Origin of the sequence: Oceanirhabdus sp. W0125-5, from assembly GCF_027938815.1 — a bacterium.
Taxonomy (GTDB): domain Bacteria; phylum Bacillota; class Clostridia; order Clostridiales; family Clostridiaceae; genus Oceanirhabdus.
On the sequence record NZ_CP115913.1, the window covers coordinates 391519 to 410951 of the forward strand.

At 28.6% G+C, this 19433-nt stretch carries 23 protein-coding genes and 1 tRNA gene; 10 read left to right on the forward strand and 14 right to left on the reverse strand.

Features of this window, described 5'->3' with window-relative positions; genetic code table 11:
- Positions 1 to 5: 5 nt before the first annotated feature.
- Positions 6 to 1058 (reverse strand): ArsR/SmtB family transcription factor, encoded by a 1053-nt coding sequence (locus tag OW730_RS01840; RefSeq protein WP_271227422.1) that lies wholly within the window; start codon positions 1056 to 1058, stop codon positions 6 to 8.
- Positions 1059 to 1569: 511 nt separating this feature from the next.
- On the opposite strand from OW730_RS01840, the gene OW730_RS01845 reads away from it, so the two are divergent.
- The 6 genes from OW730_RS01845 to OW730_RS01870 all read left to right on the forward strand — a co-directional run bounded on the left by OW730_RS01845 (position 1570) and on the right by OW730_RS01870 (position 7199).
- Positions 1570 to 1722 (forward strand): hypothetical protein, encoded by a 153-nt coding sequence (locus OW730_RS01845; protein WP_271227423.1) that lies wholly within the window; start codon positions 1570 to 1572, stop codon positions 1720 to 1722.
- A gap of 59 nt (positions 1723 to 1781) precedes the next feature.
- Positions 1782 to 1934, forward strand: coding sequence for a hypothetical protein (locus OW730_RS01850; protein WP_271227424.1), 153 nt, complete (start codon positions 1782 to 1784; stop codon positions 1932 to 1934).
- A gap of 60 nt (positions 1935 to 1994) precedes the next feature.
- On the forward strand, positions 1995 to 2147 hold the full coding sequence (locus OW730_RS01855) for a hypothetical protein (protein ID WP_271227425.1): 153 nt from the start codon (positions 1995 to 1997) through the stop codon (positions 2145 to 2147).
- Between the two features lie 87 nt (positions 2148 to 2234).
- Entirely contained in the window at positions 2235 to 2387 is a 153-nt protein-coding gene (locus tag OW730_RS01860) for a hypothetical protein (protein ID WP_271227424.1), read from the forward strand.
- A 419-nt stretch (positions 2388 to 2806) separates the two neighbouring features.
- Positions 2807 to 5476 carry a class III lanthionine synthetase LanKC N-terminal domain-containing protein gene (locus OW730_RS01865; protein ID WP_271227426.1) on the forward strand — a complete coding sequence of 890 codons (2670 nt, stop codon included), beginning with the start codon at positions 2807 to 2809 and terminating at the stop codon, positions 5474 to 5476.
- Entirely contained in the window at positions 5466 to 7199 is a 1734-nt protein-coding gene (locus tag OW730_RS01870) for an alpha/beta hydrolase family protein (RefSeq protein WP_271227427.1), read from the forward strand. The genes OW730_RS01865 and OW730_RS01870 overlap by 11 nt, the downstream gene beginning before the upstream one ends.
- Before the next feature lie 178 nt (positions 7200 to 7377).
- On the opposite strand, the gene OW730_RS01875 is transcribed toward OW730_RS01870, so the two are convergent.
- Complete coding sequence (locus OW730_RS01875) at positions 7378 to 7611, reverse strand: hypothetical protein (protein WP_271227428.1); 234 nt, start codon at positions 7609 to 7611, stop codon at positions 7378 to 7380.
- 291 nt (positions 7612 to 7902) lie between these two features.
- Between OW730_RS01875 and OW730_RS01880 the strand changes: the two genes are divergently transcribed.
- Complete coding sequence (locus OW730_RS01880) at positions 7903 to 8547, forward strand: hypothetical protein (protein WP_271227429.1); 645 nt, start codon at positions 7903 to 7905, stop codon at positions 8545 to 8547.
- A gap of 52 nt (positions 8548 to 8599) precedes the next feature.
- On the opposite strand, the gene OW730_RS01885 is transcribed toward OW730_RS01880, so the two are convergent.
- From OW730_RS01885 to OW730_RS01895, 3 genes are all read right to left on the reverse strand, one after another.
- Positions 8600 to 8815, reverse strand: a complete 216-nt coding sequence (locus OW730_RS01885) for a DUF2922 domain-containing protein (protein WP_271227430.1) — start codon at positions 8813 to 8815, stop codon at positions 8600 to 8602.
- An 82-nt stretch (positions 8816 to 8897) separates the two neighbouring features.
- A complete protein-coding gene (locus OW730_RS01890) occupies positions 8898 to 9122 on the reverse strand; it encodes a DUF1659 domain-containing protein (RefSeq protein ID WP_271227431.1) in 225 nt (74 codons plus the stop codon).
- 155 nt (positions 9123 to 9277) lie between these two features.
- A complete protein-coding gene (locus tag OW730_RS01895) occupies positions 9278 to 9679 on the reverse strand; it encodes a sigma factor-like helix-turn-helix DNA-binding protein (RefSeq protein WP_271227432.1) in 402 nt (133 codons plus the stop codon).
- A 267-nt stretch (positions 9680 to 9946) separates the two neighbouring features.
- Between OW730_RS01895 and OW730_RS01900 the strand changes: the two genes are divergently transcribed.
- Entirely contained in the window at positions 9947 to 10405 is a 459-nt protein-coding gene (locus tag OW730_RS01900) for a glycoside hydrolase family 73 protein (protein WP_271227433.1), read from the forward strand.
- 525 nt (positions 10406 to 10930) lie between these two features.
- Here OW730_RS01900 and OW730_RS01905 read toward each other — a convergent pair.
- The 8 genes from OW730_RS01905 to OW730_RS01940 form a co-directional block, all read right to left on the reverse strand.
- A complete protein-coding gene (locus OW730_RS01905) occupies positions 10931 to 12256 on the reverse strand; it encodes a PBSX family phage terminase large subunit (protein WP_271227434.1) in 1326 nt (441 codons plus the stop codon).
- Between the two features lie 151 nt (positions 12257 to 12407).
- Positions 12408 to 12782 (reverse strand): terminase small subunit, encoded by a 375-nt coding sequence (locus OW730_RS01910; RefSeq protein WP_271227435.1) that lies wholly within the window; start codon positions 12780 to 12782, stop codon positions 12408 to 12410.
- 61 nt (positions 12783 to 12843) lie between these two features.
- Positions 12844 to 13698: a phage major capsid protein gene (locus OW730_RS01915; protein WP_271227436.1), complete on the reverse strand. Its 855-nt coding sequence runs from the start codon at positions 13696 to 13698 to the stop codon at positions 12844 to 12846.
- 14 nt (positions 13699 to 13712) lie between these two features.
- A complete protein-coding gene (locus tag OW730_RS01920) occupies positions 13713 to 14039 on the reverse strand; it encodes a hypothetical protein (RefSeq protein WP_271227437.1) in 327 nt (108 codons plus the stop codon).
- A gap of 27 nt (positions 14040 to 14066) precedes the next feature.
- Entirely contained in the window at positions 14067 to 14369 is a 303-nt protein-coding gene (locus OW730_RS01925) for a hypothetical protein (protein ID WP_271227438.1), read from the reverse strand.
- A 91-nt stretch (positions 14370 to 14460) separates the two neighbouring features.
- Complete coding sequence (locus OW730_RS01930; protein ID WP_271227439.1) at positions 14461 to 16629, reverse strand: phage/plasmid primase, P4 family; 2169 nt, start codon at positions 16627 to 16629, stop codon at positions 14461 to 14463.
- 2 nt (positions 16630 to 16631) lie between these two features.
- Entirely contained in the window at positions 16632 to 17021 is a 390-nt protein-coding gene (locus tag OW730_RS01935; protein ID WP_271227440.1) for a hypothetical protein, read from the reverse strand.
- Positions 17022 to 17029: 8 nt separating this feature from the next.
- Complete coding sequence (locus OW730_RS01940; RefSeq protein WP_271227441.1) at positions 17030 to 17221, reverse strand: helix-turn-helix transcriptional regulator; 192 nt, start codon at positions 17219 to 17221, stop codon at positions 17030 to 17032.
- Positions 17222 to 17439: 218 nt separating this feature from the next.
- Between OW730_RS01940 and OW730_RS01945 the strand changes: the two genes are divergently transcribed.
- Positions 17440 to 17880, forward strand: a complete 441-nt coding sequence (locus OW730_RS01945; protein WP_271227442.1) for a helix-turn-helix domain-containing protein — start codon at positions 17440 to 17442, stop codon at positions 17878 to 17880.
- A gap of 198 nt (positions 17881 to 18078) precedes the next feature.
- Complete coding sequence (locus OW730_RS01950; protein WP_271227443.1) at positions 18079 to 19242, forward strand: tyrosine-type recombinase/integrase; 1164 nt, start codon at positions 18079 to 18081, stop codon at positions 19240 to 19242.
- A 105-nt stretch (positions 19243 to 19347) separates the two neighbouring features.
- Here the strand turns inward: OW730_RS01950 and OW730_RS01955 are convergent.
- Positions 19348 to 19424 (reverse strand) — tRNA-Arg (locus OW730_RS01955).
- Positions 19425 to 19433 lie beyond the last annotated feature (9 nt).

Consider the following 19433-nt stretch of genomic DNA (forward strand, 5'->3'; position numbering starts at 1 on the left):
CTCCTTTATTGAAATTGCTGTTTTATATAATTTAGTGCTTCGTTTAAGTTGTCTTTGTTTAATGTGTAATATATTTTTCTTCCTGTCTTTTTAATGTTAACTAAATTCATACATATTAAGTGATTCATATGATATGAAACAGTATTTTTACTTAAATTTATTTTTTCACCTATTTCCTTTCCATACAAATCCTTATGCTTTAAATAGTTCAATATTTTATATTTGATTGGGTCGCTTAATATTTTTAGTATAATTAATTTTTCTTCCAATATTTCTTTATCATTACGTTTATTTATGAATTTTTCACAAGAAAATCCTATATTCAAAAGAATATCTTTATCATATATGCTATAATCTATCCCCATATTAAATATTGATGGTATTATATATACTTTTTTATATGATTTAATATCAATAATATCTTTTTTTATATGTCTTAAAAATTCTACCCCTTTTTCATTTAGATTGTTTTCCATTTTAGTATTAAATACTTTTATCTTTTCTTCATATTTTTTTATAATATCTTTATATTTAGGTATAAAGATATTAATAACTTCTAAGAACTCTTGTAAGTATTGTTCTGAGCTAATCATGAATTCATATAACATTAATTTTAAATCTGATTCAGTATTTAATTTATTTATAAACTTAAATAATTTTATATTATCTGAAAGTAATTCTTCTATCTGATGTTTTTTTACATATTCCTGATCTTCATAAGTTTCGGTATACAATGTTGCTATAACTCTAAATTTCACTTCATCTATACTCATATTACTTAAAAAACTTTCTATCTCATCAACAGAGTCAACATTTAAAAGCCTTTCAAAGATACAAGGTAATATTCTAAAGGTATTATCTTTATCACAAAATAGTTTTAATGACTTTTTATTTTTGTCTAATGTCTTGCTTAGTTCATTTAAGTCACTTAATATATCTTGATTTACTTCCAAATCATAAGATTCTTGTTTATCTCTGTAATTGTTATTGAATGACATATCCAGTGCATACATCATATCAGCAATTCTCCATTTTTGATTTAAGTAAACAATTTTCATTTACTCCTCCTTTTAGTTCAAAAAAAATAGTACAATACTGTTCCATAAAAGCTTTACTTTATTTTACAATATATACAATTAATTGTCTATATTTTCTATAAAATATATTTTTTACATATATTTTTATTAATAAACTCAAAATACCTTCAATGTCAAAAAAAATAAAATAAAAATATCCCTTTTATTGAATAAAATACCAATTCGACACTACCCTTCGACTGTTTTTTGAGAAAATTAATGGTATATTTTAATAGTCAAGTGTAATTACACTATTTTACTTTAATGGTAATACTATTGTTTATTAAGTAAATTTTTTTATTGATAATTCATTCATATTAAATTCTATAAATTTACTTATTATACCAGTATTCTATTTTAATATACTTATTATTGGACATGCAGTATTGATTCCATAAGATTAAATTACTATGTTTTTAAGTAAAAATATTTATTAAAACCTTTTATAAAATAAGAAGTTTTTCATAAATATTTTTGGAAAGGAGGGTTAGTGATGAAGAAAATAATTAAAAATCTTGATGAATTACAAAAACTTACAGTTTTGAATAACGCAGTACAAGATGTTGATTTATGTGGATACACATGTGGTCATACATGTTCCATTACTTCTGTAAAAGAAGAACCTTCAACAGATCAACTTAATTAGTTAATAGTTTGATTCAAAAAATAATTAACACAAAATATTTAAGAAAAGGATGATTAATTATGAAAAAAATGATAAGAAATCTTGATGAATTACAAAAACTTACAGTTATGAATAATGCAGTACAAGATGTTGATTTATGTGGATATACATGTGGTCACACATGCTCTATTACTTCTGTAAAAGAAGAACCTTCAACAGATCAACTTAATTAGTTAATAGTTTGATTCAATAAAATAATTAACACAAAATATTTAAGAAAAGGATGATTAATTATGAAAAAAATGATAAGAAATCTTGATCAATTACAAAAACTTACAGTTATGAATAATGCAGTACAAGATGTTGATTTATGTGGATATACATGTGGTCACACATGCTCTATTACTTCTGTAAAACAAGAACCTACAAAGGATCAACTTAATTAGTTAATAGTTTGATTCAAAAAATAATTAATACAAAATAATTAATACAAAATAATTAATACAAAATATTTAAGAAAAGGATGATTAATTATGAAAAAAATGATAAGAAATCTTGATGAATTACAAAAACTTACAGTTATGAATAACGCAGTACAAGATGTTGATTTATGTGGATATACATGTGGTCACACATGCTCTATTACTTCTGTAAAAGAAGAACCTTCAACAGATCAACTTAATTAATTATAAAAAATTGATAACAACTCTTGGTTAATTACAAAAACTTATACTTATGAGTGCTAATCAATATGATGTTACTCTATATCACTACTCATGCACTTTGACATAACCACATACTATGGTTAATACAGACAGTGATTTAAACTATAGTGATATGTACTAGTTTTTTAATTGATTCAAGTATTAAAATAGAATATATTACATGAGTTAATTGTAATACAATAGAAATTGAACTCCCACCGAAAAAATCGGTGGGAGTTATAAGTTGCTGAAATAGCTGAACATGAAAAAAGTACATAATAGTCATGTACTCAATTTTTTTAAATCACTACAATTTTATAAATATTCTAATAATCTCTAAGGGTTAATTAGATAAGTTTGATAATATTATTGTGATTATAAAATAAAATTAGGAGAGTCTTATGAAAGAATTATATTTTCAAAATATACTAAATAGATTTGATGAAAAAGACATATTAACGGAGAAAATATATTCATTAATACCTGAAACTTGGAATATTATTGATGAAAATCCGTGGTTAATGTCATCCCCTAAAAATAATAAATTACCCTTTCAAGGTTGGAAAGGTCATATATCTGTAATTTTACGTGATGCTATGAAAATTGCTGATATAGCTATACCAATATTAGTTAAGAATCAATGTTCCTTTAAAATAGTCAAAAGCTCAAATCTTTTATCAGTAATTAATGACGTTCATTTTCCAGTGTCAGGAGCAAATAAATATATAACATTCTATCCTTCAAGCGAGAATAAATTCAAAGAATGTATTTATGAATTATATGATGCACTTAAAAATTTTAAAGGTCCACGAATTCATACTGATTTCCAATGTGGAATAAATGGATTAGTACATTTCAGATATGGAGCTTTTATAAAAATGACAAAATATGATACGGAAAAAAATAAAATAATACATTGTATCAAAAATAATAAAGGAGAATTAGTAGAGGATGAAAGAAACCCTTGGTATCAGAAACCAGATTGGGTTAAAGATCCATTTGATAATATTAATAATATATTTAGTAATACATTAAATCTATCAGAGCAAGAGATTAAAAAGATAAATGAGTTTGAATTTTTATCAATACTTAGTAGAGCTAATAAAGGTAATGTATATTTAGCTAAAGTAAGATCTACAGGAAAGGAAGTAATTATTAAGGAATCCAATCCTTATGTTTGTATAGGTTCAAAAAGTTCAGATTTGCACGAAACATTAAAAAATGAATATAACATTCTAAAAATAATGCAGAATACTGGATGTGTTCCAGAAGTATATGAATTGTTCAATTGTGGTAATAAATGCTACATGGTTGAGGAAAAAGTCATTGGTGATACTATGTTGAAATATGCTCAATCCAATCACATGAGTAATTATAATGAAAAGATTAAATTGGTTCATAAATTAATCAATTATGTTCAATTATTTCATGATAATGGGTATATACTAAGAGATTTAAAACCAAATAATTTTATAATTACTAGAGATTTGAACATAAAGTTTATTGATTTAGAAACAGTTTGTTTAGTTAATTCCAATCAAAATGCATATTTTGTTGGAACAGATGGGTTTTATAATCCGGAATTTGATTTTAAAAATCTGGATTTGCGTAATGATTGGTTTGCAACAATCATTACTATAATTTCATTAATGCTGGGTACTATTCCATATTTTAATCATGATTTAATGAAGGGATTACCCGGTGAGCGCAAAGTAATGTCTAAACTAGTTGGATATATTGAAATTCTAGTTAATAATGGAGATTTAAAGAATGAAGAATATCAATTAATAATAGATATCATTAATAATAAAATAAATAGTAGTTATAATTACTTATTGCTTGAAAATAAAGAAGCTATGAAAAATGCTTCCTTCTCATACATCGTTGATAGTGCAATTGAAAGTTTTTATAAACAATGTGAAATTGCATATCATACTCATGAAAAACGTTTATGGAAATGTACAGAATTTGGTGATACAATAAACGGATTTAATATTCAACATGGAATAGCAGGTGTTGGACAGTTCCTTATTGAATATATTAAAAACAATAATAAAAATAATGAATTTGCCCAAAAAACTCTTCTCATTATTTCAAAATATATAAAAGAAAATATAAAGGATTTTATGAATTGCATAAAAGACGAAGAAAATGGAACAAGTTTCTTGTTTGGAAGTCACGGCATTTCTTGGTTTATGTATGATTTAGGTATGCATTTAAAGGATGATGAGATTATAAACTATAGTAGAATATTATCAGATATACCTAGCAATAATGATTGTTTAGATTTTGCATTAGGTGAAGCTGGTCGTGCATATACTGAATTGAAACTCTGGTTATCTACAGGTGATACAATACACTATAATAAAGCAATGGAAGGAATAAATACTATTGTTAACCAAAAAGAAGATTTAAAAACAGTTCATGCTAATCATATTGAAAAAATAAATACTCATGGTTTTGCCCATGGATATGCTGGTATAGCATATGTAACATATATAGCTTCTCTTATTAATAATAATGATTGCTATAAAGAATATGCACTTAATAAAGTGGATTTAATTATAGACTTTTGTGAAAACTTATTTAAATCAAAAGATAATAAAATATCAATTTCTTGGTGTAATGGTTTAGCTGGTATTTCCTTAGCATTAGTTAGAATTAATCAATTCGAGAAAAATAAAAAAATAACAGAAATTTTAAATAAAGTTCCTCAAATATTAATAGATCGAATGTTGTATCAATCTCCTTGTCAGTGCCATGGAAATTCTAGTAGTATAGAGTTTTTAATGGATGCTTACCAGATAACAGGCGATATTAGTTTTTATAAAGCTGCAAAAAAAATTGCTACATTTGTTTCTGAACAATTTTTCTATGGAAAGAACAACAGTATTAGATTTCCTAATGAAACAAAAATATCTGATGTTTATGATTATGGTGTAGGAACTATAGGGGTAATTCAAGCTTTGAATAGAGTTGATAAAAAGATTGCTAAACGCTTATTTATTATAGATGAAACTGAATTATTAACTAAACAAAGTAGAGTTATTGTTAATCAAAATGAATATTAAATTTAACTACGAACTATTTAAATTTAAATATTACCCTATTAATGTCGATATATATAAAAATAAAGTGTTAGCAATTAAATTTTCTACAACATTTACAGAAATCGTTGATATTAATATAAAAACAGGAAAAGAAACTTTATATAAATTAGAGAACCCAATATTGGATTGTAATCCTATAGGAATGTATGACTATGACGATTATTATATAATTGTAGGTCAGTCTTTTGATAATGGAATACGAATATACAAATATGACAAAAAAGAACGAAAAGAGATAATATATAATTATTTAAAAGAAAAAGTTAAAAATATTTATTCAGAACAAATAGGCAAAACTTTATATATTTCAGTACTAGGTGAAGTATCCGGAGTATATATTTTAAACTGCGAAACACCTGTTCTATCTATTTTTAGTGAAAATGATAAATACTATATGACGTATATTAAAGAGATAGAAGGTAATTTCATTCTTACCCAGGGAATTTCATTACAAACCAATAATCACAAAAGTATAGTATATGATCAAAATTGGAATCAAGTTGAAAGTATTAGCTTTAACCAAAACAGCAATGATTTCTGTTATGCCTTTGATGCAAAACGACATATGAATATAGTTGCTTCAGATGTGTTAGGAGAAAAAACTGTCTTTCTACAGAAAGATAATGAAATTTCAAACATTACTGTGTGTGATAGTATTGATACTTTTAACATTGAAGATTATATATATGATAAAGGTCTTCTTATTTACCAAGTAGAACAAGCTCTAACCTGTAAACTAAATATTTATGAATTAGATACTGGACACATCCATGAAATAATACATGATCAATTGATATATATGGTAAAAAACTTTGATAATACTATAGTAATACTAGGAAATAGCATCCATTCTGCACTAGTTGTTAGTATATATGATCTATCAAAGAAGAAAATTATAGCTAGCTATAGCTATCCTCAAGATAACTTTGAGATTAAAACACCTAAAAAGAAATATATAGAGGTCAATGGACATAAAATGAATTATATTGAATATCCCCCACATGATTATACTAAAATAAATGGGTATATAATTTATTTGCACGGAGGTCCCGCAATTCATTGGTTGCCCAAATATAATGAAATGTTTTCACAATTTCAAAAAAACAATTTTTGTGTAATCTACCCCAATTATTTTGGAAGTTCACAGTGTGGAACCATAGATTATAATAAACACGAAAATAAGTGGGGATTAAAAGATCTGGATGAAATATTGTTTTTACGAAAAAAAATAACTCATAAAAATGTAATTTTAATAGGTGAGAGCTACGGTGCTTATTTAGCACTAAAAGCATGGAATAGAAGTCCTAATGATTGGACAGGATTAATTACATACGCTTCCTTTTATACACCGTGGTCTTTATATGAAAGTGGTTCTAATCTTGTTAAAGAAACAGTTAAGAGACACATTTCTGAAAGTGATATAAATCACTCTGATATGGAAGCATACTCAAAAGAAGAAGATATATCTACTAAAATATTTTTATTACACGGTAAATGCGATGAAGTAATTCCTTATGAACAATCAATTAATATATTTGAATATTTAAATAGAACATACAAATTTAATTCTAAGCCAATTCTTAAACTAATAGCAAACGGAAGTCATTCACTTAATAATATGCATGACAAGTCTTGCGTTGAACGTTATATTTGTAAGTCAGTTGAAGAAATAACATTCTCTTAATTAACCGGACTAAGATTTATGTGAAATATATAAATCTTATTTTATATATTGTAGATAGATTTGTATTTCCACAATCACACAAATCTATCTACAGACCTTTTAGACTATAATAAATCTACATTCCCATATAAAATAAGATAAATTACTCATCTAATACATCCCTTATCTTTTTATCTTTTTATCTTTTTATATTCTCATCTTTTATATATCTGCATAGTTTTTCAAAAGCACTTTGAGTTCTCTTTCCTAAAATTCCGTCCTCAACAAGTCTTTTATTTTCATAATCAGTGAATCCATTTCTATTCATGTATTTCTGTAATCCAAAAATATCAACATGATTCCTATCATTCTTTGCATGTATACTCTTATCAAGTTTCTTATTAAACTTTAAGTTGCTTTCAATAATCTTCACACTATCATCTCCTCAGATATTCCTTAATATCTTCAACATCCTTTTTAACCTCCTCCACAACATTGATATAAGTATATACCAATTAATTTTAATTATCTTAGAACAAATCTATAATTAATCTATAATTAACCTATAATTTTTTTAGTATTTATTATTCTGTGTCCTTACTTTGATTATAAAGAGGAATATATAAGGGTAAAGAATAATTATAGCTATTTTATACTCATATTTATGTGCTGTTCAATGCTATAATATTTTTGTAAGAAATTAGTAAATTAATGGAGGTCTTTTATGAAAATAAATGATAATTATCTTAAAGATCAATTAAAGCATGTTTATTGGTTAAACGGAGGTCCGTGTGCTGGAAAAAGTACTATGACAAAAAAGTTGATTAAAGATTTAGGCTGCCAAACACTAGCTGATGATATCTTAAGGTACAGGCCACATTCTTGCCATATTGAACATAATGCTCTTCAATATCCTAATCCTAATTTGGATTGGAACAAGTGGTTTAATAGACCGGTAGATGTACATTGTCAGTGGTTACTTGACGTTTCAAAGGAAATGATGGAATTCTTCATAATTGACTTATTAAAACTTCCCGATAATAAACCAATTATTATAGATTTAGGAATAATGCCAGAATATATCTTACCCTTCATTCCTAAAGAACGAATGATTTGTCTTTTCACCTCCAAAGAAGAGATAGAACGACTATATTATTTTAGGGATGACCATAAGATGATACTAGATTGCATTAGAGAAAATACAACTGACCCTGAAGAAACAATCAAACACGGTAATAAGTCTCTAGTAAAGTTTTCTGAAGAAATAAAGAATGCCTGTATTAAGAATGGAATCAAAACAATTGAAAGAACACCTGATTTGAGTATTGATGAACAGTTTAAATTAGTCCGTGAACATTTTGGTTTATAAACATAATAATATATAAAAAAGACTGGAATGCTTTCCAGTCTTTTTTGGCTACCTATGCAATTTCAACATCAGCTTCTGTTACATCAATAACCTTTGCGCTCTTTTTCTTAACAAGGGATCCACCTGATGAATAGAATACATCTTGTGTAATTATCTCATCCATTAGAGAATTTACCTGCTCATCTGTTATATCCTCTCTAACCTCGTTGATAGTTAGTGTTGTAATATCATCACTTGTAGTTACGAATTTCATACTTAATTTTTTCATAATTTTTCACTCCTTTTATTCTGATTGCTTTTTTAATAAATACGCTAGAAATAGTCTGTCCACTTGTTTTGATTTACTGATATTATTCACTAAGCAAAAGATTGTCATTAACTCTCTGGATGTACTTTACTGGATAAGGTATTACAGATGCTATTTTTGAACCTACTGCATAAATAGCATCATCTGCTGCATCAATCTTAACCTTTGAGAATTTGAAATTTTTAATTTCATCAGCTCCTGATGATTTTGTTCCAGTCTTAACTCCTACGATTAAATCACTGTCTACTCTTGTGTTTGTTACTGCCATAATAAATTCCTCCTCTAAATTTTATTTGAAAGGCTTCCTGTGTTGCGCTTTCATAAGGATATATGCAGTACCTACAAAAACTTATAAAAATTTTTAAAAAAATACGATGTATCGCTTTTATGCAACACACCGTGTTTATTAATTATCTATATTATTTATATTAAATGGCCTATCTTTTCTAATGCTTTACGCTCAATTTGCTTAGCTCTTGAATAGGACCTATCAAGTTTATAGCATACTGTTTCCCATGACTTTCCCTCTATGTATTTCAACTTTAAAACATCTACTTCTCTCTCATCTAATACTGTAAGGGCATTATCAATCTTTCTTAATTCTCTTTCTTTACATCTAATTGTACATTTAATCTCACTTATTTTTTTCTCAGTTTTAATAACCTGCTCCTCAACTGCTGATGTTATCTTATTTGTAGGGGATAATTTTTCTCTATATTGAACAGCTTTCAAACTAGCATCTTGAAGCTCCTCTAATTCAATTTTTAGTCTATCAATTTCAGCTCTTAAATTTCTGTAATCCTTAATCTTTTCTATTACCTTCATTATATTCCTCCCTTTAACCTTAATCTATATATTAATTGGGTTTACCAAAAACCTTTTACGAACACCTGTTTTTATTTTATACCTTTTGTAAAATTTTATCAATACTTATATGGGAATATATTTCATTTTAAACGAACGTACGTGCTTGATTTATTCGTATTTTCTTCTCTTTTCTCAATTTTCCTTTTAATTATCCATAATTTTCTATTATGTTTTTAATTTTCATATTCCTCTGCATATATCCTTTTAGAAAGGCAGGCGAATATTATGTTTAATAAATCAGAAATAATCTCTTTGATAGTTCCTTATGCAAAAATTCTCCATAAAGAATATAATCTACTTCCTTCAGTAACCCTCTCTCAAGCTATACTTGAATCAGATTGGCTACGTCACCGCACTGGAAACAATGTCTTTAATTTAATATGGCACAAAGGCTGTGATTTTGATTATGAAATAGCTATAACCCATGAATGGTTTGATGGAGTTCCCGGTCCAACAGTATGTCGGTTAAAAAAATACAACAGTTATAAAGATAGCTTTTATGATTATGCATGGATTATGACTAACACCATAAGATATATACCATTCCTTAATGCCAATACATATAAAGAGGCTTGTGTACAACTTTATGAATGTGGGTACTGCAGTGATCATGAGTATCCTTCAAAGTTAATTAGTATTATTGAGGAGAATAAGCTTTATGAGTATGATTGTGTTGATGCTTAGGGTATTGGTGAGGTGATAATAACAACATAAAAAAAGTCCGTAATCATCAAGATTACGGACTTTTTTGGTACACTGGAGAGGATTCGAACCCCCGACCAACTGGGTCGATTAAAGTCATTTTATATTGTTTTAAATAACTTCTAAAATCGCCTATATAGCCATTCTGTTTTTTATACCATGTTAGTTTACTCCCATTTGTTTTAAGCTATAAAGGGTAAAAAGAGGGGCAAAACTCAATATTCAATCTAAACAATAAATGCTCTTAATCACTCATAAATATTTTACGAAATATGCAATATGCAAATATAAAACAATACTATTTTAAAAATATCAATATTTAGGGTACTTAGAGTACTTTATAAGTCAAAACCTTCTTCTATCAAGGATTATGACCAAAAGTACCGTAACTTTTTTAGAGTACTTTAGGGTACTTAGGGTACTGTATTTCAATGACTATCCCACACATGATTTTAAAATCAAACGAGAAAAAAGCCTCCCCATTTCTGAGGAAACCTACATTCATTTTTATTTTGCTTGAAGTAATTCAATTGACTTTCCTAACCGTACACCTTCTGCTCCATATCTTAAAGCATCAATAATATGGCAATAATCATCTATAGGCTTGTTTATATACTCATCTGTTTTCTTATCCTTCTGCCAAGTATAATTTTCAAACTCCATGATAGTATTAACACATTTAGGATGTATATATATCTTATAGCCTTGTAGGTACTGAATACCATGTATTATTGAATCTTTGCCTTTACGTGCTGACTTTATCCTTCTGAGCCCTAATCTTCTTAATTCCTCAATTGACTTAGGTTCTGCACTGTCTGCAATTATTCTTTCTTTTGAATAACCTTTATATGAAATCAAATCATAAATATCTTTATTTAGCATCCCTGTCCTGTAAAATTCATCATATATCCATATAATCCTTTGTTTCTTATCAACTAGAAAAGCAACAAATGCACTAGGGTCATTAGTATATCCAAAATCTAAACCAAAGTGATACGTTCTAGTTAAGTTCTTTTTTAATATTGGGTTATCATATGGATTCATTAAACTAACTACATTTAAACCTAGTTTCTTAGCTATTGGCTCACATTCTTGCCTTCTTACTTCTTCAACATCAAACTCCAATACTTCCCAGTTAGTAAATACCCTCTTGTCCAATGATGAAAATTTACCATTAGCGTATATATCCCACATTGCATAATTAGTTTCTTTTAGATTCTCTATGCTCTGAATATAACTTTTAGGTAGATATTTATTATCTCTATAAGTAGTTTTTACAATCAATGCTCCTTTGAATTTCTTCTCAAAGAATGTTTTATATACCCAATTTACTTTTGATACTGGATTAAACATTATATGAATCTGCTGATTCTCTTTTTTACTTCTCATTCTCAAATTCAATTGAGTAAAATCACCCTCATTTAATTCTGTAGCCTCTTCTATTATTATATCATCAATACCCTCTATAGATTTTATTTTCTCCCTATCATCTAATCCCTTAAATATGAATATACTCCCATTTGGCAACTCTATGGTCATATCAGTTTTGTTAATATTGCAATACTTATAAATACCCATATCTCCTAATTGTGTTTTAAACTCTGCAAATATTGATTCTCTGATAGTTCTTCCTACTTTTCTAATTACTAAGCATTTTCTTTTGCTCTTGAGTAACTTATAACACATCTTTTGAACTACAAATTTTGACTTACCACTTCCAGCTCCACCATAAAAAACATTAATCCTTTCCTTAGTTTCTAAGTATTTTCTATACACTGGTAGTATTGTTTTCTCAAAGTCTTCAAATATAAGTGTGTTGGTATGTTTATTCATCTTTAAAGCCTCCTTTTTCTCACTCGTCTTTTTTGGTGTACGAAAAATTTCGCTTCCATTTTTTTATGGAGTAGTTAGGATCCACGTCCCATTTATTTGTGGAGCGTGAAATAATCCTCGTTTCACAAATTTGTGAAGTGTGACTTAATGATTATTCATCCATTACACCTTCACCCTGTTTATTAAATACAATTTTCATTTCTTTTTGTTGTGGCTTTTGCTCTACAGTTAGACCAAAATTCTTTCCTAATATCTCAGCTGCTTTCATTCTTAAATTTAAAGGTGCTTTTTTATCTCTCATTGTACAGGTAAAAAACTCTCTAATTTCTTTTTCTGTAGCCTCTTCAAATCCTCCAGTACGCTCTAATTCTTCAATATAAGCCTTTATTTTATCATTACTTAATAACTTACACCCGTTACTATTCGCAGTTTTAGAAGTGCATTTATAAGCTTTTAAATACGCCTCCGTAGCGTTTCCAGTCTTTAAATAATATTTACAAAATGCTCTTTGTTTATCTGTTAACATAAATTTTCCCCCTTCATGAAATTGAAAAAGGTTCAACATAAAGTCGAACCCATACTATCCTTTATACCTTTGGAGTAACCTTTGAAAAAGCTTTATTATCCACAATATTAAATCCAAACCTCATAGTACACTTTACGGCTATTAAATCCTGTTCTGCTAAATTTAATTCTCCGATTGTAGCCTCTTTTAAAATCTCATACTCGATATTTTCCCTAGTCCCAATAATTGCTTTAGTAAAATCACCTAATAATACTTCTGCTTTTGTTTTATCCCATGCTCTAGATTGTGGTATATGAATAGTAGTATTATAAATTTGTGTTCCACTTGCACCTCCTGGTAAAACTATCGCATTATTATTGCTGTCCCTTAATTCTCTAAAAACTTTCTTCATTCCATTATGAGTAATAATAGAGTTAACAGTATAATCACTATCTTCAACTTTTCCCATAGCTCCACTTATATCCATATCTATTTTTCCAGTGCCAACTATTTTATTACCTTCAGCGACGTCTACTATATTTTTAGTAAACGGTGAAGCATTACCAAAGAATACGGCTGAATCTATTGCTCTTGTAAAAGCATCTGCAATACCTTCTTTGATTTCTCCTAAAACATTTAATGCTGAATCTGATAACTTCTCTTTAGTAGTTGGAATTATAACAGCTAATTTTTGAGCCGTTAACTGTGGGTAGTCAAACGCCATAACGCTTGTACCTATTTTTTCACCTTCTCCGGTCCAGTATGCTGAACCTGTATCAGTAAGAACAGGTAATATTTTTTTATCACTTGTCATAGGAACATGTCTACATACCGTAAAAGCCGTTGACTGTTTAACTATAGACTTTATCAATTCATTTGAAACCTCTGTAGGCACTGAACCCACTAAATTATCTTTTAATAATGTTGTATCTGCCATATATTATGACCTCCTTATTTATTGTTTATATAATCGTTAAATGATGACTTTTTAATCTCTTTTTTCATTGGTGACGATTCTCCACTCGCTGGTGTTCGCCCTTTAAGAGTGTTTTTTTCGACTGCATTGATTATTTCTGTGAAACTCTCTAAGGTTTTTTCATCATATTCACCACATAACTGTGAAAATTTATCTTCATTTATGAATAATCCTTTATTTGATACTGCTCCTTTAAACCCTTCAATTACTTTTGTTCTGCTCTGTTCTGCTATTAGCTTTTCATATTCAGCCTTATAATCAAATTCGTATTGCTCATTTGCATTGTTGGTTATATCTTCCATTTAAATTTTCCTCACTTTCTAATAATTTTAATTTTCTTCCAAAGCCACAAAATCAACTGCTACTTCCTCAAAATCAAACTGAAATAAATCATCTTTTTCAACATTTACATATCCGACCTCCTTACCTTCAAGACGTAACTCTACGTTTATCTCCTCTAATTCTTTAGAGTGAATTTTAAACTTAAAATCATCAAAATGTATTACCCCATGAGATAATCCTAAACTCATAAAATCAAGTTTTTCCTCTTCCATTTTCTCTTTTAATTCTGCAAACATACCTTTTAATATGTAGTATCTTTCTGTTAATTTGTTATTCATTTCGTTATTCATTTCTTTAGTTTCCTCCTTGACTTTCCCACCTCAATAGGATAAACTAAAATTGCGATGTTGTAGTTTGTTCCTTTTGGAATGAGCTTTTTTTTTATTTAAATACAAAAGCTTCGCTTTTCATTTCTTTCATATCTGTAATTTCAATATCAAGATAATATCCAACACTATTACTCTTTTTTTGTTTTACTCCAAAACTTAATAATTGCCTTCCAAAATGGGTTGGATTCATTGACATAATATTGTTGAAAAAACACCAACTTTCATATGCTCTATAAACATCACCTTTAGGAACTCTTTTACCTTGTTTTGGTACTAAGGATACTTTTTCTTTAAAGAAAGCATAAGCACTGTCAACCTCTTCTCTGTACTCTTCCATTTCCTGCTCTGCCGCTTCACTTACTGTTACTTTCCACTTGTTAGCTTTAACTCTTTTGAGCCCTTCATAAGCCCACATAAATACAATATCTAACTCATTATCAATTATTCTCTGTGCAAGTCCAGTATCTTTTAACATATCTCTAGTGCCCTCTTTTACTTCTTTTTCACTACCAAAGGAAATATTAAAAGGAATAATTATTGGTCTTCTAAAAAATCCTGTAGACTTATCAGATGCACTAGGTAGCCTATTTAAACCAAAGAACATAGTCATATTAAATCCTAATCTAACTAAATCTTTATTTTTTCTATTAACTGTTACTGGCTCACCACATACCATTGATTTAAAAAACTTGTTAACTGTTTTACCACTTAATTCATCATCACGAACTATATTTACATGCTTCCCCTCTGCGACTGATATTGTAAAATCTCCACCAAAGTCGCCTAATCCTATACCACAAATATGCCTATTATCACCTATCAAAGCTTCTTGTATATCAAAGGCTAACGACTTTCCGTTACTTCCTTCACCCTTGTATATAAAACAATTCTGAACCTCTCTAGAGTGTGGGGATAACATCAACCCCCAAGATTCCTGTAACGTTATTATGCTTCCATCATCTAATGTAGTAGTTAGATATTTTTTAAATTCTGAGTTGTTAAACTTATCTTCCCATTGCTCAATATAATTTGCTTGGAACTGTACTTCTGTTTTATATTGGGACTCATGTGGCATAAGTTCATTATTTTGAATATCTATAATTCCATTTAAGCAGTTGATATATTTCTTTTCATCATGATTTTTTCTTGCATCCTCACTATTTAACATTAATAGATCCGCAAAGTTCTTCGACTTCGTAACTGTCTTATCTTTATCGTCCATAGCATATTGGAAAAACATTTTTTGCACCTCTTTAAATTCCATATACCTATAAAAACCTTTTTCATTATCATATAGGAACCATAAATTCCCCTTAGTATAGCTTGGTTGCTCTTTGATTATGTGCTGAACTAATGCCCAGTTATTAATCTTACCTTTTTCATCACAGTAAGAAGGTAAAGCATACTTGAGAACACTATCAACTTTTTTCTCTACCTCTTCAATTTGTAATGGTGGCTTGAACCAACAATCGTTATACATGATAGCTTGAGGTAACAACATTTCTTTTTTTCGCATAGTAGGATTGTTTTTAATCATATATCCTAACCAACTAATCAAGGTGTTATCTCTGCCCTCTCCCTCTTTAATTGGCTTATAATATTTATTAGCTTTGAATATATCTTTCGTCTTGTAACTCTCTTTTTTCTTCTTTGAAGGCTTGTCTATAATGGTTACTTTATCTAACTCAATCAATTTATCAAATAAAACTTGTGGCATTTCATGAATTACATTTGAATTAGCTATGTATTGTTTAACTTCTCCATTAATCCTAACTTTACTATTAGGTAGTACAATTAACCCACCATCTGTTTTTATATCTACACCAGGAACATAATTAGCTTTACTCTTCAAACCTTCTTTATATTTAAAATATAAGTGCATCCCACCTCTTGGTGTTTTAATTGCTAAAGTGTTTAGTGCCCTTTCTTTATCCTCTTTTGATAGTTCTTTAATTAACTTATTAAAAGAATCAAAGCCATTTATTGAACCATCTCCATGATTTTTGTCAATATCTATAACCATGATGTTACTTGGTTTACCACAAATAAGTGAAAAACCTGTTATTTGTCCAATCGCTTGGACTTCTTCCTCTTCACTTTTGACCCAATAGTCCTCATTGCTCCATGAAACTACTGGAACTTTCTTGTAGTTTACTAATGGCACCATTGGGAATAACTTGTTTTCAATTATGGATGTGAATTTTTTTCCCAACTTCACCATACTTAATCCTCCTTTGGTTTCCCTACGTATCCAATGATATCACCATAGGTGTTTTTAACTATAAAGCACCAGTAAAATTCACATATTATATTTGAGGGTCTTCTTATAGCTTGTACAGATGTATTCCCCCATATATTTACTTCTCCATTCTCAAATTTCAGCTCTAATCCTTCACCTAAAGGATTTAATCCTGTTATTCTTGATTTAATAAATAAATCATGTTTATAGAAATAAAAATATCCTTCTGTTAAATCTGTAATGAGAAATTTTTTTCTATCACTGCAGGGTTTCACTCCTTGTGAACATTCTTCACATAGAATTACACCATTTTCAGCAGTAAAATGTTCTTTTGGCACTGCTACACCACATTCGTAACATGAATACCCTATCATCTTTACACCTACTTTCTTTTACTACATTGTTTATCCGCCCAAGTTTGAAGTAACTCGCGATTTACAAAATATTTCTTGCCTATTTGAAAAGTCGGAAAATCTTTTCTTTTCAATAAATCTTCATACATCATGTTTCTACCTACTCCTAAAATCTTCATAGCCTGTGTTGGGCTTATCAAAATTGAATTGTTATTTTGCATTTAAATCCCTCCATATATTTCTTTAGATATGATTTAGTTTTAATACCATTCATGATAAATAGTATTGATATGATTTGTACTATTTATATTTCGTGTAATTACATGTTAATACTTTTTAAATTGCGTGTCAAGCTTTTTTTTTGCGTTTTTTACGAAATTATATTGCGTGTTAATTGATGTTGTAGTAAACTATTATGTATTAGAGGAGGTTTTTAATTATGGTTATTAAGATTAAAGAGTTTAGAAAAAAGGCTGGTATCACTCAACTAGAACTATCTGAAAAAGTAGGGGTTTCAGTTAGAACAATTCAAGGCTATGAAGCTAATAAAATAACTCCACCTATAGATAAATTAAATAAAATAGCAGCTGCTCTTAACATTCCTGTTGCTGAATTGCTAAACATTGATAAGATAGGTGATAGTACTACATATGTAAATGATGAAGGTAGCATATATCATGTTATTCCAAAGAAAAATATAGATAACCCAGAATTAAACTCATATGATGAAATTACATTAATTACAGAATATATCTGCAGAAAGGCAGACCAAAAAGGTCATATAATAAGCAACTGGAAGAAAATAATTGATGATGTTGATAATATAATTAATGGTGATATTGCTCAAGAAATTATTAAGAGGGGTAAAAAAATTGATTAATTTTTAAATACAGTACCCTAAGTACTCTAAAAATTTACGGTACTGTATCGGTACTATTCCAGTAATATCAATGCTTTTGGGGTTTCAGTACCCTAAGTACCCTAATTTTTGCAAAACTTAGACTGATATATTTTTTTAGATAGGTATGCTCAAAATTGAGCGTATCTCACAAATTATATTACAAGGAGTTGATATTTTATGGCTAAAACTACCTATAAGAAAAAAGTTAAGAATGGAAAAGAATATTACTTCTTTAGATTTAGACATAAAAACCTAAAATCACCCAAAGACCTATACGGAACCACAGTTAAGGAATTAGAGGGTAAAATTAAGACATTAAGGAATGAACTTGATAATAACATCACTGATAATAAACAGTATTTTGGGGCACTTATAAAAGATTGGCTATATAATACGCATATGATAAATAAAAAGCCTTCCACAAAAGAAAGATATGATAGTATTTTTAGAAATTATATTGAAGATAGTGACGTATATGATATAAAGTTAAAGGATTTAACTGCATCTGATATACAAGGCTATTATAAAACCTTGGTATCTAAGGGTAAAAGTATTGCATCTATAAAGAATGTCCACAAGATCATTGCTCCTAGTATTAGATACGCATATGATAACAATATGTTATTTAAAGACTTCTCCAGGGCTATTATATTACCTAGAGTTGAAGAAAATAAAAAGTTAACTAAAGTTAGTAAGGTTCAACCATTCTCATTACAGGAGCAAATGGAATTTATAGAGGTTATTAAAGGACATGAATTAGAAATGTTATTTGTTACTGCTCTTGATACTGGATTAAGACAAGGCGAATTATTCGCTTTAACATGGAATGATATAGATTTTAAAAATCATTCTATCACTGTAAATAAATCATTTAAAAGTGTAAAGAATATTGAAACTGGTAAACATGAGGATATCATACAAACACCTAAAACTGATAAGAGTATTCGAGATGTTCCTATACCAGTACATTTGGCAAAACAGCTAAAACAACATAAGCTATCACAAAAGGCTTTAAAACTGAAAATGAGTGATTTGTACCAAGATAACAAGCTAATTTTCTGTAATCAATATGGCAAGTATTTAAATAGTAGCAATGTCCGTAAAAGATTGAAGAAAATTCTCCTTGATAATGGCTTACAAGATAGGAAATTCCACGATTTGAGGCATACATTCGCCACTAGATTATTTGAATTAGGAGAAGACCCAAAGACAGTACAGACCTTGCTAGGACATAGTAATATTTCCATCACTCTTGACACTTATACTCATGTTTTAGACGATTTGAAGGTAAAAGCAGTATCAAAATTAGATGAATTATATAGGTCTATGGGGGTAAGATAACCCTCTTTTTTTATGTTTAAAAATCTTATAAGGGGTAAAAACAGGGGTAAAATCAATATATCATTAAAATAAAAAATCCCCAAAGTCGCTTGACTCTAGGGTTTATGGTACACTGGAGAGGATTCGAACCCCCGACCAACTGGTTCGTAGCCAGCTACTCTATCCAACTGAGCTACCAGTGCATGAACGCA

Excerpts from the sequence above, each read along its gene's own strand:
- OW730_RS01840 (WP_271227422.1), bottom strand. The coding sequence starts at position 1,058 with ATGAAAATTGTTTACTTAAATCAAAAATGGAGAATTGCTGATATGATG.
- OW730_RS01845 (WP_271227423.1), top strand. The coding sequence starts at position 1,570 with ATGAAGAAAATAATTAAAAATCTTGATGAATTACAAAAACTTACAGTT.
- OW730_RS01850 (WP_271227424.1), top strand. The coding sequence starts at position 1,782 with ATGAAAAAAATGATAAGAAATCTTGATGAATTACAAAAACTTACAGTT.
- OW730_RS01855 (WP_271227425.1), top strand. The coding sequence starts at position 1,995 with ATGAAAAAAATGATAAGAAATCTTGATCAATTACAAAAACTTACAGTT.
- OW730_RS01860 (WP_271227424.1), top strand. The coding sequence starts at position 2,235 with ATGAAAAAAATGATAAGAAATCTTGATGAATTACAAAAACTTACAGTT.
- OW730_RS01865 (WP_271227426.1), top strand. The coding sequence starts at position 2,807 with ATGAAAGAATTATATTTTCAAAATATACTAAATAGATTTGATGAAAAA.
- OW730_RS01870 (WP_271227427.1), top strand. The coding sequence starts at position 5,466 with ATGAATATTAAATTTAACTACGAACTATTTAAATTTAAATATTACCCT.
- OW730_RS01880 (WP_271227429.1), top strand. The coding sequence starts at position 7,903 with ATGAAAATAAATGATAATTATCTTAAAGATCAATTAAAGCATGTTTAT.
- OW730_RS01885 (WP_271227430.1), bottom strand. The coding sequence starts at position 8,815 with ATGAAAAAATTAAGTATGAAATTCGTAACTACAAGTGATGATATTACA.
- OW730_RS01890 (WP_271227431.1), bottom strand. The coding sequence starts at position 9,122 with ATGGCAGTAACAAACACAAGAGTAGACAGTGATTTAATCGTAGGAGTT.
- OW730_RS01895 (WP_271227432.1), bottom strand. The coding sequence starts at position 9,679 with ATGAAGGTAATAGAAAAGATTAAGGATTACAGAAATTTAAGAGCTGAA.
- OW730_RS01900 (WP_271227433.1), top strand. The coding sequence starts at position 9,947 with ATGTTTAATAAATCAGAAATAATCTCTTTGATAGTTCCTTATGCAAAA.
- OW730_RS01905 (WP_271227434.1), bottom strand. The coding sequence starts at position 12,256 with ATGAATAAACATACCAACACACTTATATTTGAAGACTTTGAGAAAACA.
- OW730_RS01910 (WP_271227435.1), bottom strand. The coding sequence starts at position 12,782 with ATGTTAACAGATAAACAAAGAGCATTTTGTAAATATTATTTAAAGACT.
- OW730_RS01915 (WP_271227436.1), bottom strand. The coding sequence starts at position 13,698 with ATGGCAGATACAACATTATTAAAAGATAATTTAGTGGGTTCAGTGCCT.
- OW730_RS01920 (WP_271227437.1), bottom strand. The coding sequence starts at position 14,039 with ATGGAAGATATAACCAACAATGCAAATGAGCAATACGAATTTGATTAT.
- OW730_RS01925 (WP_271227438.1), bottom strand. The coding sequence starts at position 14,369 with ATGAATAACGAAATGAATAACAAATTAACAGAAAGATACTACATATTA.
- OW730_RS01930 (WP_271227439.1), bottom strand. The coding sequence starts at position 16,629 with ATGGTGAAGTTGGGAAAAAAATTCACATCCATAATTGAAAACAAGTTA.
- OW730_RS01935 (WP_271227440.1), bottom strand. The coding sequence starts at position 17,021 with ATGATAGGGTATTCATGTTACGAATGTGGTGTAGCAGTGCCAAAAGAA.
- OW730_RS01940 (WP_271227441.1), bottom strand. The coding sequence starts at position 17,221 with ATGCAAAATAACAATTCAATTTTGATAAGCCCAACACAGGCTATGAAG.
- OW730_RS01945 (WP_271227442.1), top strand. The coding sequence starts at position 17,440 with ATGGTTATTAAGATTAAAGAGTTTAGAAAAAAGGCTGGTATCACTCAA.
- OW730_RS01950 (WP_271227443.1), top strand. The coding sequence starts at position 18,079 with ATGGCTAAAACTACCTATAAGAAAAAAGTTAAGAATGGAAAAGAATAT.